Annotated in this window: 12 protein-coding genes and 1 pseudogene; 5 read left to right on the forward strand and 8 right to left on the reverse strand. The window is 66.4% G+C overall.

The annotated features are described in order from the left end of the window. Positions 1-360 (forward strand): annotated as a pseudogene (locus tag PSQ39_RS21055) (methyl-accepting chemotaxis protein); the annotation flags it as partial. A 217-nt stretch (positions 361-577) separates the two neighbouring features. Here PSQ39_RS21055 and PSQ39_RS21060 read toward each other — a convergent pair. The 3 genes from PSQ39_RS21060 to PSQ39_RS21070 form a co-directional block, all read right to left on the reverse strand. Then, complete coding sequence (locus PSQ39_RS21060; protein WP_409242066.1) at positions 578-1,108, reverse strand: GNAT family N-acetyltransferase; 531 nt, start codon at positions 1,106-1,108, stop codon at positions 578-580. Positions 1,109-1,394: 286 nt separating this feature from the next. Next, positions 1,395-2,207, reverse strand: a complete 813-nt coding sequence (locus tag PSQ39_RS21065; protein ID WP_273929566.1) for a fumarylacetoacetate hydrolase family protein — start codon at positions 2,205-2,207, stop codon at positions 1,395-1,397. A 116-nt stretch (positions 2,208-2,323) separates the two neighbouring features. Continuing rightward, a complete protein-coding gene (locus PSQ39_RS21070; protein ID WP_273929568.1) occupies positions 2,324-3,232 on the reverse strand; it encodes an AraC family transcriptional regulator in 909 nt (302 codons plus the stop codon). A 338-nt stretch (positions 3,233-3,570) separates the two neighbouring features. On the opposite strand from PSQ39_RS21070, the gene PSQ39_RS21075 reads away from it, so the two are divergent. Beyond that, positions 3,571-4,746 (forward strand): ABC transporter substrate-binding protein, encoded by a 1,176-nt coding sequence (locus tag PSQ39_RS21075; protein ID WP_273929639.1) that lies wholly within the window; start codon positions 3,571-3,573, stop codon positions 4,744-4,746. A gap of 16 nt (positions 4,747-4,762) precedes the next feature. Here the strand turns inward: PSQ39_RS21075 and PSQ39_RS21080 are convergent, their stop codons facing one another. From PSQ39_RS21080 to PSQ39_RS21100, 5 genes are all read right to left on the reverse strand, one after another. Next, positions 4,763-5,176: a type IV pilin protein gene (locus PSQ39_RS21080; protein WP_273929570.1), complete on the reverse strand. Its 414-nt coding sequence runs from the start codon at positions 5,174-5,176 to the stop codon at positions 4,763-4,765. Then, positions 5,173-8,310, reverse strand: a complete 3,138-nt coding sequence (locus tag PSQ39_RS21085; protein ID WP_273929572.1) for a pilus assembly protein — start codon at positions 8,308-8,310, stop codon at positions 5,173-5,175. The genes PSQ39_RS21080 and PSQ39_RS21085 overlap by 4 nt, the downstream gene beginning before the upstream one ends. Positions 8,311-8,393: 83 nt before the next feature. Beyond that, positions 8,394-9,110, reverse strand: a complete 717-nt coding sequence (locus PSQ39_RS21090; RefSeq protein WP_273929574.1) for a pilus assembly protein — start codon at positions 9,108-9,110, stop codon at positions 8,394-8,396. A 32-nt stretch (positions 9,111-9,142) separates the two neighbouring features. Continuing rightward, on the reverse strand, positions 9,143-9,979 hold the full coding sequence (locus PSQ39_RS21095) for a PilW family protein (protein WP_273929576.1): 837 nt from the start codon (positions 9,977-9,979) through the stop codon (positions 9,143-9,145). A gap of 559 nt (positions 9,980-10,538) precedes the next feature. Further along, complete coding sequence (locus PSQ39_RS21100; RefSeq protein WP_409242067.1) at positions 10,539-11,114, reverse strand: GspH/FimT family pseudopilin; 576 nt, start codon at positions 11,112-11,114, stop codon at positions 10,539-10,541. A gap of 112 nt (positions 11,115-11,226) precedes the next feature. Here PSQ39_RS21100 and ribD point away from each other — a divergent pair, with 112 nt between their 5' ends. From ribD to PSQ39_RS21115, 3 genes are all read left to right on the forward strand, one after another. Then, positions 11,227-12,321 (forward strand): bifunctional diaminohydroxyphosphoribosylaminopyrimidine deaminase/5-amino-6-(5-phosphoribosylamino)uracil reductase RibD, encoded by a 1,095-nt coding sequence (gene ribD / locus PSQ39_RS21105; protein WP_273929580.1) that lies wholly within the window; start codon positions 11,227-11,229, stop codon positions 12,319-12,321. A gap of 70 nt (positions 12,322-12,391) precedes the next feature. Further along, entirely contained in the window at positions 12,392-13,015 is a 624-nt protein-coding gene (locus PSQ39_RS21110; protein WP_273929582.1) for a riboflavin synthase, read from the forward strand. 222 nt (positions 13,016-13,237) lie between these two features. Then, the gene (locus PSQ39_RS21115) at positions 13,238-13,654 is read left to right on the forward strand and encodes a hypothetical protein (RefSeq protein ID WP_273929583.1); all 417 of its coding nucleotides are present in this window, start codon (positions 13,238-13,240) and stop codon (positions 13,652-13,654) included. Positions 13,655-13,854 lie beyond the last annotated feature (200 nt).

Raw genomic sequence — 13,854 nt, forward strand, 5'->3', positions numbered from 1 at the left:
GGCATTGCCCAGGTGGGCGACGCGGTGAACCAGCTGGACCAGGTGACGCAGCAAAACGCGGCCTTGGTCGAGGAGAGCGCGGCCGCCGCCGACAGCCTGCGCAACCAGGCGGCACGCCTGGCGAAGGTGGTCAGTGCCTTCAAGCTCCAGGGCGGGGCCCTGAACATGGCTGGGAGCAGCGCACAGCCGCGTCACACCCCCGCCCCTCAAGCCGCCCGTGCGCCGGCCGCACCGGCCCTCAAACGCCCCAGCCAAGCCAGCCTGAGCAGCCCACAACGAGCAGCCGCCAACGCCCCGGCCTTGGCCAGCGCGCCCAAAGCCAGCAGCACCAGCGGGAATGACGACTGGGAAAGCTTCTGAGCTTGCACGGCACGGCATGGCGCCCAAGCGGGCGTCGGCTCAGGCGAGGAGCGCCGCACCAGCGGCCCCAGCCCCAACGGCTTCCTGCCGATTGGGGCTTTTTTTCGCCGGCGCCGCCAGGTCAACAAGCACGCAAAAAAGGCCACCGCCTTTCGACCGTGGCCTGTTGGCCTCGCAGCCCTTCACTGACCTGCCCGGCAAGGCCGAGCTGTTGACCTCAGTTGAGGTCGGCGCGCTTGAGGCGAATTTCCTCCAGCTTGATGGCGCCCATGGGGGTGGTCTTGGCCGTGGTCAGCTCGCGCTTGAAACCAGCCAGTTCCAGGAAGCGCATCGCGCGCTCGTTGCGCAGCGGCACCCAAGCGGTGACGTTGGTGCAACCTTCTTCGGACAGGCCGTCGCGGGCAGCGTCCCACAGGGCCAGGCCAACGCCCTTGTCCCAGTGGGAGGGCAACACGTAAAGGGCCCAGATTTCGCCGGTGGTGGGGCGGGACTTCGGGTCACGCGAGCGATCGAAGCCGACAAAGCCAACGACCTTGCCTTCGTCCATGGCCACTTGGACCTGGGGCTCGCAGTATTCGATGGCTTCACGCCATTGGGCGACACGCTTTTCGGTCGAAGACGACTTCAGGTACTCGTCGGGAACAATTCCTTTGTAAGCGGCCTGAGAGGCCACGGTGTGGATTTCGGCAACGGTTTTGGCATCTCGCAAGGTGGCAGGACGGATCTCAACGGTGGTCAGAGTGCTCATTTAGAAAGTTATTCTTCGAACGGTCAAAATTTTCGGGAGGCGAGATTGTCGCAGATAGCCCAAAACCTGCCTCGGCTTTACCCTGATGCCCTGGTCGCCCAAGGCTTGCCAAGCGAAAAATTTCAGGTTGGGGTGCACTGAAAAACCCGTGGCTCAGGGCCGGCGCCACGCGTCGGCCGCATTGTCCCGAGCCCCTGCGGGCCGAACAAGACACCCAGGCGACAAAGCTACAAACTGAAACCATTTCGACCGGAAAGTGCCGCCGCAGCGCGACGGCGCCGCGGCGTCAAACGATGCGCAGGTTGAGCTCTGGCAGACCGTCGATGTGGCACTCGATCAAGTCCCCGCGCACCACGGGGCCCACGTTCTCAGGCGTGCCCGAATAGATCAAGTCCCCAGGGAACAGCTCGAAGGCTTCAGACAGTTGGCTGATCTGCTCGGCCACCGACCAGATCATGTGGTTGAGGGTGGCCTGTTGCTTGATTTGTCCGTTGACCTTCAGCCAGATCGCCCCCGCCGTGTAGTGCCCGGTCCGAGCCACCGGGTAGATGGGCCCGATGGGGGCGGATTGGTCAAAGCTTTTGCCGATTTCCCAGGGCTTCTTCTGGTCGCCCATGCCGCGCTGCAAATCACGCCGGGTCATGTCCAGCCCCAAGGCGTAGCCATAGACGCATTCGAGTGCGCGCTCACGCGGGATGTTGCGCCCACCCCGGTGCAAGGCGGCGACCAATTCGACTTCGTAGTGGTAGTTGCGGGTCAAGCTGGGATAGGGGTGGTCGGCCACCCGGCCTGGCGCCACGTACTGGATGGCGTCGCTGGGCTTCTGAAAGAAAAAGGGGGGCTCACGCGTCGGATCGGAGCCCATCTCGCGCGCGTGCGCTGCGTAGTTGCGACCGATGCAGTAGATGCGGCGCACAGGGAAGGACTGCGCTGGTGCCGAGCCCCCGGCGTCGATCGGGACCGTGGTGGGGCTGATGCTGAAGGGCTGGCTGCCAGGCCGGGGGGCGGCCGGGTCGGCGGGGGTGGCACAGGCTGTGACGGCAGCGGCCGTCATCAACACGCTGCCCTGCAGCAGCTGGCGCTTGTTCAGATCGGTCATGGAAGTCTCCTTTTGGTTGGGGTGGGCCAAGCCCAAGCTTCCGACTCTAGGCACACGATGGCTTACGCCCGGTCAGCGGTTTCAGCTTTTCCAGCACAAAGGAGGCTTCAGAGAATTCAGGCGGCGTCCGCGCCCGGCGCCTGAATGGCGGCGTCCATTTTGTGCCGCAGCCGCTCGCGCCAGGCTCGGGGACTCAGGCCCACGCTTTGCCTGAAGCGCCGGGTGAAATAGGACTCGTCGGCAAAGCCCACCGCATGGGCGATCTGCATGACGCGCTGCGAGCTGTGTGCCAGCAGCTCCTGGGCACGCTCCATGCGCCGCTCGGTCAGCAACTCGGTGAAGGTTTTGCCGGTTTCTTTTTTCAGCAGGTTGGCCAGGTAATTGGGCGACAGAAAGGCCGCCGCAGCCGCGTCGCCCAGGGTCAAATCCTCCGCCAGGTGCTCGCGCAGGTAGCGCACCACCCGCTGCAGCGCCTCGTGTTGGCTGGTTTGCTGGGCCCGCGCGGCTGACAAACGCAGCAAGTCCGCTTCGAATTGCTGGCAGCTGAGGCCCAGCAGTTGCAGCAGCAGGCCGCGCAAGACCGCCAAGGAACCAAGGCGGCGCTGTGCGTTTTCTCGCAGCATGCGGCTGACCAGGGCCTGGACCTCGGCAAAGGCCTCGGGTGGGAAGTGAAAGTCGGTGAATTCCTGGAACAGGAACAAGCCCAGCTCCGGGGCCAGGCTCAGGGGCACATCCTCCAGATCCAGAGCATCCACCTGCAGATCAGGGCGCCAAAAGGACTGCGAGAAATTGATGATCACGTAGCGCGAGCCCGGTGGGTGCGACACCACATGCACCCGGTAAGGCAGCACGAAGCTCAGCGTTCCGCCCGCAAAAGGCCGCACGCTGGCGCCCACGGTCTGCTCGCCATCGCCTTCCAGGCTGACCTGGATCTGGAAGTAATCGTGGCGATGCGGTCGCAACAGGGGCGGCCGCACCAGCTGCTCGCGGATGTCGAAATCGAGGTGATCCGCTCGCTCGGACATGCCATAGGTTCTGATTTCTCGGGGGCTCACAGCATCAGGCAGGGTACAGGGTCGATGAAAGCGCCCGCAGCCACATCGACCGAGCGGGCTCGCACATGGTAGCGGCTGATCAACATGGGTCAGGGCATCCGATTTGGCAAGGCCCACAGGCCTCGGGTAAGCACCGTTTACCACCTCCGGGGTGGCGCCTACAGTCGGGCCTCCTTGAGCTGCCGGCCCTGCGCCTTGTCCACGTGACCTCTCTATTTCGATTTCGCTTCTCCCACACGGCCCTGCGCCAGCGGCCCCAATCAGCGCGGCCTCGACGCCACCTGGCCGTGCTGCTGGGTCTGGTCAGCATGGCCACGCTGGCCTGGGCCCAGCCTGGGACGGCCCCCCTGCCCGCGCCCAAGCCACCGATCCGGGTCGGGGTGATAGGACCATTCACTGGTCCATCGGCCGATTTCGGCGTCCCCATGCTCAATGGCATCCAACTCGCGGTGAACGAAATCAACGCCGTGGGCGGCTACCTGGGTCAACCCTTGGAGCTCGTGGTGAAGGACGACCAGGCCGATCCGGACCTGGGCCGCCAAGCGTCCGAAGCCTTGGTGCGAGACAAGGTGCAAGCCACGATTGGCTTTTGCAACACCGGCGTGGCCGCCAAGTCACTGGAGGTGTTCCAGAACGCGCACATCCCCTTGATCATCCCGTGCGCCACGGGCACGGCCCTGACCACTCGCTTTCCCGCACCGGAAAGCTACATCTTCCGGGTGCAAGGCCGCGATGCCCTGCAAGCCCCGTTCATGGTGGACGACTTGGTCAAGCGGGGTTGGGACCGGGTGGCGCTGTTTGCCGACACCACGGGCTACGGCGAAGGGGGGCACAACGATGTGGTGGCGGCACTGGCTGCACGCCAGCTCAAGCCGGTGCATGTGGCTCGTTTTGCCCTGGGCGTGAAAGACCTCAGCGAAGAGCTCAAGCGCGCTCGAGCCGCAGGCGCCAATGTGGTCTTCACCTACACCGTGGGGCCTGAAAACGCCGTGGTCGCCAATGGGCGCAAAGCCTTGGGCTGGAAGGTGCCTCAGGTGGGGCCCTGGCCGCTGTCGTTCCCGAACTTCATCGAGGGGGCACGCGACGCAGCCGAGGGGGCCTTGATGGTGCAAACCTTCATCGCCGAGCCCAGCAACGAGCGCCGCGCCGCGTTTTTGGCCAGCTATGCCCGCCAGTACAAGGTGCGCCGCATCCCCGTGCCCATGGCCGCCGCCAACGCCTACGACGCCAGCTACCTGCTGATGTACGCGCTGCTCGGTTTGCGCGATGGCCAGATCAGTGGCGAAGCCATCAAGGCCTCGCTGGAAGGCCGCATGAAGACCTACTACGGCGTCGTGGCCACTTACGACAAGCCCTTCAGCCCGCAGGACAAAGAAGCGATTTCGGCCAACATGCTGGTCATGGGCCAGATCAAAAATGGCGCGGTCACCTTCGCCTACCCGGAGGATGCCAAGCGCAACCTGTTCGTGCAGCGCAAGCAGTGAGGCCCCGCAGGCGACCTCATCGGCCCCAGCAGTCTCGCACGGAGGCGCGGCCCGAAGCCTGGGCCAGGCTGCGCCCACCGGCCTGGTCCAGCACCAGGGTGCCGCATGCATCGCTTTGCTGAGGCCCTGGCTCGGGCGTGGCACTCAAGGTGTAGGCCGTGCGGTCGGCACTGGGCGCATAGCGCAGCCGGTACAAGCCCGTCTCGCTGCGTTGCCGGCTGCTGGGCCAGTCCGAGGCCAGGGGGTACTGGCCCTGCACGGTGGCCACCCGGGCCAGCCACTGGGCCCCTTCGACCAAGGCTTGCCGGGCTTCGGTGCGCCGCACCCGCTGCACCTGCGCCTGGTAGCCGGGCCAGGCCAGGGCCCACATCAGGCCCAGCAAGGCCAAGGTGATCAAGACCTCGATGAGGGTGAGTCCCCGGGCCCTCACCGCAGCCTCCGCCAGCCCAGACGGGCCGAAGGGCTGCCAGCGCCGCGCACCCGGATCTGCCAGGCCGGTGTGGCCGCATCACCGCCCCCTGCGCCCAGCCACTCGCCCAGGCCTTGCCCTCGCCACAAGCGCGGGCCGCCGCCCGAGCGCCAAGCGATGACACCGACAAGCCCCCGGGAGGGCGTTCTCGCATCCCCTGTTTGCAACACCCCGCTGGCGCTCGCCGGGGCGCTGCCGGTGAACACATCCAGCAGGTAGTCACGCCCCTGGGCAGGCAACCAGCGCTCTTCGCACGCGTCGGCACTGGGCACGGGTTGAGTCAGGATGTCACTGTGCACCCAGAACAAACGCTGCACGGCCCGTCCAGCCTCCAGCACCCGCTCCCCCGGCGTCGGCAGGTCCAGGAACCAACCCCGTGCGGCAGGCTGACCAGCGTAGGGCACGGGCTCGCGGGTGGATCGGTAGAACGGGGGGTCGCTCACGCCCTCCGAGGGGCTCAAGCGCTGCTCCACCAAGGGCGCGGGCTGGGTCTGGCGCCAACGCGCCGGCAAGGGCTGGCTGGCGCCCAGCACCAGGCCCTGGGGTCCCTGGCTGATGGGGGTGTTGTCCCAAACCGAATACAGGCTCTGTGGCGTCTTGCTTGGCAGGTCCGCCTCGCTCAAAGCGCGGCCCGTGCCCCAACTGAGCATCAGGCCCCCCAACGGGTGGGGGGTCCACATCGGGGGCACGGTGATGGGCTGGGGCTGGCCCAACGCGTCGCGCGCCACCAGCAAGGGGCGGCCCCCCCAGGCCACGCCCCAGGCAGCCGACTGGCCCGCACTGAGGTCGAACTTCCAGAGTTGGCCCCACTGATCACCCGCGTACACCAAGTCCGCACGGCCGTCGCCGTCGAGGTCGATCACCTGGGGGGTGGACAAGCCATTGCCCTGGCCGCCCTGCCCGTCCGTGGGCAACTTCAAGCGCTCGCGCGCACCGTCGAGGTACTGCACCAACAACACCGCTTGCTCCGAGGCGCTGTTGACCCCGTTGCCCAGCAACACGGCCCAGCGCCCGTTGTTGAGCTGGGTGACCTGGCCGCTGCGATCCGGCTGGGCCGGGTCGCGCGAAGGGGCGAACACGAGGTGACCCAGGTCGGGGTCGGGGTCGTCGGTGCGGTCCAACCAGACGCCAGGTGCCGCCAGACTGTCGGTCCAGCGGCTGGGGTCGGTGACGTCCAGCACGAAGTAGCCGCGCCCACCCCGGCCCAGGCTGCCGACCAGGGCGGTGCGCCAGACCTGTCCGTCCCAAAAGTCCCCCGCGAAGGGGGATCCGTCCACCGTGTAAGGCCGCGATCCAGCGGGGTCAGCCCATGTTCGCAGCGCCGGTAAGGCCCCGAGGGGCACATAGGCCAGGCGCTCCAAGCCTGTGGCCCCGTCAAAACCGTGCAAGGCACCGTCAAGGGCCCCGACAAACACCAGCCTCGGCCGCGCATGCAGGCGCTCGGCAAAGGCCGCATGGCCCACCCCAGGCAAGCTGGCGTCGGGCGGGTTGAGCACCCAGGGTTGCGAGTGCACGATGGCGCCCAGCACCGAAGCCCGGTTGCGCCAGGGCCCGCCCCATCGCATCTCCAGCGAGCGCTCGCCGCGGGCATAGCGCCACAGCGATTGGCCCTGTTCTGTGTGCTCCGGCTGCAAGGCCCAGGCCGCAGGCACCCCGGCCAGCGCGGCTTGCTGTGAAGGCGACAGCTCGGCCCAGTCAAAACGAATCGCTTGGCGTCCGTTGTGGCTCCAGATGACCCGCTGTTCGGGTGGCACGCGGTCGAGCTGCTCGCCCGCCTCCCAGGTCGGCACCCGCGCCAGGCCGGTCACACCTTGCCAGGCCGAGGCCTGCAGCCAGCCGCGCCAGGACCGTTGCAGGAAGCCGGCCTGCAAGACCCCTTGCGGGTCGGACTGGGTCTGGGTCAAAAGCGTTTGCTCCTGGGCCGGCAACGCCGCATCGTTGAGCACCTGCGCAAGCAGGCTGTCCAAGCCCTGGCGCCAGCGCCAGGCATCGGCCGCGGCGATGAAGCGCCCACGCCCATTGAGCGCCGCGTGCCACAGGTCTTGCAGCCGGGCCTCAGGCACGGAGGTGCAGGCCTGAGGTGGCCAGGGGCCATCTGCCGAAGACGCCTTTGACAAGGGGTTGCACCAGCCCAGACGACCACCGACCAGGGCCGCAAAATCCCCAGCACGGTCGTGGCCGCCCCAGGCGGGCCCACTTCGGCCAGCGTCTTGTGGGCCAGGCAAGCGGGCCCCAGCCCCAGACACCAAGGCGTGGGTCAACAGGTGCTGCCAGGTGGCTGGGTTGTTGCGCGGGTTCCAGTAGGCCTCCAGGCCCCAGGGCTCTGGCTGGGCGATTTCATGCCACAAGGGGGTGAGCTGATCGGGCAAGTCCGGCTGAAGGTCTTGCGCCCAATGGGTGAAAACCACGTCGGCCAAACTGCCCTGCGGCTGGCCCTTGGGCGTGGTGACCGCGTGGGCATGGGTGTCACGGTACACGCGGGTCTGGGCAACCGTGGCGCCATAGGGGTCGTAGACCCGGCCATCGGGCAAGTTCCACCGTTGCCCGTCTTCCGAGGCCTGCGGCAGGGCGCCGGCCTCAGCGCTTTGCACACCATTCCAGGCATCGTTGCTGATCAGCAGGTGGGTGGATTTGCGACAACTGGCCACGGGCGCCTCCTGCTGACCTGGTTGGGCGGCATAAGGGCCTTCGGGGCCCCGGCTGCGCATGAAGCGCCCCGCTTCAGCCATCAAGACATGGGCCGACAAGTTGGCACTGGGGCGCAGGCCTTGCAACCAATGTCGCCACAGCTGCCGGGCATTGGCATCCAGCGTCCGCAATCGCAGTGCGGGGCAGCCGGGCTCGGGGTTGACGACCGCCGAGCCCGGCTGGCAACGCGCCAGGGATTGGAAGCCCAGGCGCAAGCGTCCATCGGGGACGGTGTCCAGGGCCAGGTCCAGGCCCTGCTGCCAGGTCTGCAACTCCGACGCGCTCAGGTCACGCCCCTCGGCCACCGAAACGATGAGGTTGGGTGTCACGCCTCGGAAGCTGCCCCAAGGGCGTTCCGGCCAGCTCAGTGGGGCCGCGCTGGCCGGGCCCAGCCAAGCGATGAACAAGACACGCCATCGCCACCGCCCGCCCAGAAGCCCGGGCCACCCGGCAAGACGGACATGCCCCCAGGTGAAAGACAACAAGGCCCTCATACACCCCCCAACGCTTGGCGCACCAAGACACTTTGCAAAACGACCGCGGTGGCCGCGGTTCGCCCCTGCACCACGGCCGTGATGCGGTACACAAAGGGATGGGCGGGCAAGGGAGCCAGCGGACTGAGGCCCCGGGCGGCAGACGCTTGGAAAGCCGAGCTGCCCACCTGGTAAGGCAATACCTCGACCCAGTACCACGCACCGCGATTGGCGCTGACCTGCAACAGATCCAGATCGTCACCCCAGGCGCTGCCACCCCCGGTGGAGCGGGCGCCGGTGTACCGGCCGTAGGGCACGCCGCCACCACCTTCGACCCAGGTCTTGAGCTGGCCCGCTTGCCACCAGAAGCTGCTGCTCTCACCGCTGACGGCATCCCCCAGCCCCAGGCAGATGCCTTTCTCACACGGCGGGGTGCGGGCCGCCAGGCGCTGAACCAGGGCCGCAAAGGCCTCGACATCGACCGGGTAGGTGGGCCCATCGCTGGGGTCGCGGCAGGACAGCACACCCGACGGTGTCTGGCAGGGCTGCCCTTCCACGCGCAGGCCCAGCACGTCGCGCTCGGCATCGCGCAGCAAGGCTTGGGCGGCCGCAAGGGCCAGGGATTCATCCACCTCTTGCCCCGCCAGCGTTTCACTGAGCAGCGCTTGATGGGCCGCCACCCAAGCCAGCAAGGCACTCAAAAGAATCATCACCAGCACCACGAGCAGGGCCACGCCACCGGCTGAGCGAGACCGGGCAGCCGCCGTCAAAACAAGCTCCCTCGGCCTTGAAGAAACACGGTGCGGCGCAAGGTGAGGCGCATGCGCCCATCGTCAGGCCACGGCGCCTCATGGCAATCGAGTGCCGCCTTGGCCTGCGCTGCGTCGCGCCGGGTGCCAGCCAAGGCCCGGTCGGCGGCACGCGGGTCCGCCACCCACTGCAGACAAAGAACCACCGCCACCACCTGCGACCAACGCCCGGCCAACTGATCGGCCTGCAGCAACTGATGCTGCATTGACGCCCCTGCGCCGTCACGCAGCCAGTAATGCAGCTGGAAGTCCTCGACCTGGTTGCTGATGGGCTGGGCCGCGCTGTTGCCTGAGCCCAGGCAACGCAAGACGCCAGACACGACGGCAAATCGGCTGTCCACCCGGCTTGACCCCGCCGCGGGAGCGGCGCCCAGGCAGTCGGGCGTGGTGTTGGCAGAGCGGTATTCAAAACTGACGCTGAGGGCGTCTGGGCGCAGGCCGCCCTCCTCACCCCAAAGGGCCACACCGTCACGCACCCCGTCGCCATTGACGTCCAACCCGTCCCACTGGCTGCTGAACGCCACCCGCTGCAATGGGGTCCATGCCCCAGGCGGGCCACGCAACTCCAGGGCCCCGGCTTGACGCAGTTGCTGGGTCAGCAGCGCCAGGGTGTGCTGGGCTTGGCTCTGCAAGGCGGTTCGTCCCACCAGAGCCTCGGTGCTGCTGCGGGTGGCCAGCCACAAACCCATGCAGGCCATCACGAGCAACGCCCCCAGGGTGAGTCCGACCAGCAACTCCACCAGAGACACCCCCCTGCCGTGGCGCACCCAGCGAACCGCAGCCACCGGGCTCATGGTGCCTTCCAAACCCAGGCGCACCAACGCTCTGGAGGACAGGCCAGGCGGGGCTGCGTCCCCATCGCCGCAGGATTCAACCACCGCCGGGACGGCTCATCACCCCCCGGGGCTTGCCAAGCCAGGGCCACCCCCATCGCCTGTGAAGGGTCTTGCCCCGGCCACAAAGCCGCCACGCCTTGCGGCAGTTGCGTGCGAGCCCAGGCTTGCCACTGTGCTTGCTGCCAATGCAGCAGAGCCTCAGGCACACAAGCGTGCTGGTCGCAGGCCAGTTCTGCGGAGGCCGCTGCCCAGCCAACGGCCAAGTCCCCAGCACCTGTGAGTCCGTCAGCCAGCAAGGCTGAACGCTCCAACCACTCGGCCGCCAAGCTTTGCGCTTGCCATCGGCTGTCGGCTCCTGCCTGGTAGGCGGCACTGCCCAGCTGCAACTGGAGCAGGGCTTGCGAGGCCCAGGCCAACACCAAGCAAGACACCAGGACCTCGATCAACAAACCGCCCCGAGCCGCCGCGCGCCGCGACCACCGGCCGCGGGCCTGAACCCGGCTCGGCGTGGCGCCCCTCATGTTGGCTCGCATTGGACCGCCCCGCTGATCTTGCGCACCCGACCACCGCTGGAGCCGCACAACTGAACGGAGGCGGCCAGAGAGCCAGAGGGCGGAATGAAGCTGAAGCTGAACACCAGCGCTCCCCAATGGCCCCAACGGTTCACACTGAGACTGACGGCGTTGACCGAGCGCCTGACCAGGGTTTGGTCTTGCAAGGGGTATTGCTGCAGCACCAACTCACCCGGCGTCCAGCGCTTGTCGTTGTTGTCATCGACGAACAGCAGCCAACCACATGACCAATCCGCCGCCGGTGACGCTGGACAGTCGGGGCCACTGAGACGCGCCAGCACCACACCCCCTGAGCGCCGCAAACCCTCCAACCGGGCCCTTTGCAGCGCCGCCACCATGTGGTTGGCGGCCGCCTCGGTGCGTTGTCGCTCCAGGAACTGGCGCAGGCTGGGCCAGGCTGCGCCCCCCAGCAAGGCCAGCAGCGCCAGACACACCAACACCTCGGGCAGGGTCAAACCCTGAGCCCGGTGCGACGGGCACGGAAGGCTTAAACTTCGCGGCGCAGGGCTTATCGAGACCATGGCGGAGACGCTACGCTGAGCCCCTGGCAAGCTTTGCGCCCAATCGAGTGATGGCGAGGTCCCCTGGATCGACGGCCTCGCGTCACAGCCGTTCGTCTGCACTTTGTTTTCAATGACCCGTCACGCCATCCAAGAGGCGCTTGCCTTGGCCCATCAGGCCCGCCTGATCTGCCCTCCCAACCCAGCCGTGGGCGCGGTCTTGATCGCTCCGGATGGCCAAGTCATTGGACGTGGCCACACCCAAGTGCGGGGAGGCCCTCACGCCGAAGTCATGGCGCTGCGCGACGCCCAAGCACGCGGCCAGAGCACCCGGGGCGCCACGGCCTATGTGACGCTGGAGCCCTGCTCCCACCAAGGGCGCACGGGCCCTTGCTGCGACGCGTTGATTGAAGCCGGCGTGGCCAAGGTGGTGGCCTCCCTGGTGGACCCCAATCCACTGGTGAGCGGCCAGGGATTGGCCCGCCTGCGCGCGGCTGGCATCGAGGTCGAGGTGGGGCCCGGCGCCGATGAGGCGCGCGAACTCAACATCGGTTTTCTCACGCGCATGAGCGAAAGCCGCCCCTGGGTGCGCAGCAAGATCGCGGGCTCGCTGGATGGACGCACCGCCCTGAACAATGGCCAGAGCCAGTGGATTACGTCGCCCGAGGCGCGGGCCGATGGCCAAGCCTGGCGCGCCCGGGCCTGTGCGGTCCTGACCGGTGTGGGCACCGTGCTGGCCGACGACCCTTTGCTCAATGTCCGGGACGTCGCCACACCTCGCCAGCCTCATTTGGTGGTGCTGGACAGCCAGTTGCGAACCCCGCTGTCGGCCCGCCTGTTCGGCCAAGCCCGCGCTCTGTGGTTCGCCACCACGGTCAGCGATCCCGCACGGCATCAACCCTTCATTGAACGTGGGGCCGAAGTCCTGGTGCTGCCCAGCGCGGACGGCCGAGTGGACTTGCCTGCGATGTTGGCCGAACTGGCCCGCCGAGAAGTCAACGAACTGCACGTCGAAGGGGGGCCGATCCTGAACGGCGCACTGATGCAAGCAGGGCTGATCGACGAATGGCTGCTGTACGTGGCCCCCAAGGTCCTGGGCCCAGGCCGACCGCTGGCCACCTTGCCCGAACAAACCGATTTGGACCAGACCCACGCGCTGGTCTTCACCGACCTTGAGCGCGTGGGACCTGACCTGCGCTTGCGGGCTCGCAAGGCCCCTCAACGCTGACGGCTCGCGGCTCAGCCCGCTTGGGCTTGATCTTTCTTTTTCACTTTTTCACTGCTCACCGGAAACAACCATGTTCACTGGAATCATCACCGGCATCGGCCGCATCGTGGCCTTGCAAGACCTGGGCGCCAGCCAACAACACGGCAAGCGCCTGACGATCGAAGCCCCTGCGGGCTACCTCGACGATGTCGGCCTGGGCGACAGCATTGCGCTCAACGGCGCCTGCATGACGGTCACCAGCCTGCAGCTCGCGCAACGCCAGTTCACCATCGACATCTCGGCCGAATCACTGGACAAGACCTCTGGCTTGACCCACACGGGCCCGGTCAACCTGGAAAAAGCACTGCGCGCCAACGACCGACTGGGCGGGCACATTGTTTCGGGCCATGTGGATGGCCTGGGCACCGTGGCGTCATTTGGGCAGGTGGGCGAAAGCTGGGAGTTGTGTGTGACGGCGCCGCGCGCCTTGGGCCGGTTCCTGGCCTACAAAGGTTCGATCACCTTGAACGGGGTGAGCCTGACCGTCAATCGGGTCACAGATACCGATCAAGGCACGGACATCAGCATCAACCTGATCCCTCACACGGTCGAAAACACCACCCTGCAATACCTCAAAACCGGGGACGCAATCAACCTGGAAATTGATACCGTGGCGCGTTACGTGGAACGAATGATGACAGCCCCACGTAATTGAAACGCAAAAATATTATCCAAACGATTCAATATGGCAGAGTTTGTAACATTTAGGGTCAGATTGATCGAAATGAGAAATTGATTCTCCTACAGTCCGTGACGTTGTGCACCCCAATTGATTTTTTGGGTACGAAGGCAACCTTGGCGATGGCGCTCAAACCTTTGACCTCCTCGCCGGGGCCCTGGCGGTGACAACGTAACTTTGACACTACTGGAGCTATCAATGAAAAAACTGACACTGTCCCTGGGCTTCTCTCTGGCCTCCCTGTTCGCCCTGAATGCGTTCGCTGCAGACACCGCCAGCGACGCTGCTGCCGCTCGCAAGGCCGCTGGTGCTGATGCAGCCAAAGCCTCGGCCAAGGCTGAAAGCGGCAACGCAAACGTCGACGGCTACGACCGCGCGATGCAAGCCAAGCCCGCCACCCAGGCTGAGAAGGATGCCGCTCGAGCTAAGCGCCAGGCCGAGGGTGCTGCAGCCGCCAAGGCTTCGGCCAAGGCAGAAAGTGGCAATGCTGATGTGGCTGGCTACGACCGCGCACTGCAGGTCAACTCAGGCAACAAGGCGCAGCAAGATGCCCTGCGGGCCAAGCGCCGAGCCGAAGCCGAGGCGGCGGCCAAAGCTGAACCGATGAACAAGTAAATCACCAGCCTCCAACAGAAAGACCGTCCATGCGGTCGCTGCGAGCCCCGACCGCCGCCAGGCCGTCGGGGCTTTTTTCATGCCAACGAATGGCGGCCGGTCTGAATCGACCCAGCCCACAGAGGACCAAGTCAAGCCACTTGATCAAGTCCGCGTCGAGTTGGGCCTTTTTCAATCACTGTACGAACAAATGTAAAAAA

Origin of the sequence: Curvibacter microcysteis (genome assembly GCF_028649455.1) — a bacterium.
GTDB classification, from domain to species: Bacteria; Pseudomonadota; Gammaproteobacteria; order Burkholderiales; family Burkholderiaceae_C; genus Curvibacter; species Curvibacter microcysteis.

Bases quoted from the DNA above. Each gene is read 5' to 3' on its own strand.
- PSQ39_RS21060 (WP_409242066.1), bottom strand. From the start codon at position 1,108: ATGAGCACTCTGACCACCGTTGAGATCCGTCCTGCCACCTTGCGAGAT.
- PSQ39_RS21065 (WP_273929566.1), bottom strand. From the start codon at position 2,207: ATGACCGATCTGAACAAGCGCCAGCTGCTGCAGGGCAGCGTGTTGATG.
- PSQ39_RS21070 (WP_273929568.1), bottom strand. From the start codon at position 3,232: ATGTCCGAGCGAGCGGATCACCTCGATTTCGACATCCGCGAGCAGCTG.
- PSQ39_RS21075 (WP_273929639.1), top strand. From the start codon at position 3,571: ATGGCCACGCTGGCCTGGGCCCAGCCTGGGACGGCCCCCCTGCCCGCG.
- PSQ39_RS21095 (WP_273929576.1), bottom strand. From the start codon at position 9,979: ATGAGCCCGGTGGCTGCGGTTCGCTGGGTGCGCCACGGCAGGGGGGTG.
- PSQ39_RS21100 (WP_409242067.1), bottom strand. From the start codon at position 11,114: ATGGTCTCGATAAGCCCTGCGCCGCGAAGTTTAAGCCTTCCGTGCCCG.
- ribD (WP_273929580.1), top strand. From the start codon at position 11,227: ATGACCCGTCACGCCATCCAAGAGGCGCTTGCCTTGGCCCATCAGGCC.
- PSQ39_RS21110 (WP_273929582.1), top strand. From the start codon at position 12,392: ATGTTCACTGGAATCATCACCGGCATCGGCCGCATCGTGGCCTTGCAA.
- PSQ39_RS21115 (WP_273929583.1), top strand. From the start codon at position 13,238: ATGAAAAAACTGACACTGTCCCTGGGCTTCTCTCTGGCCTCCCTGTTC.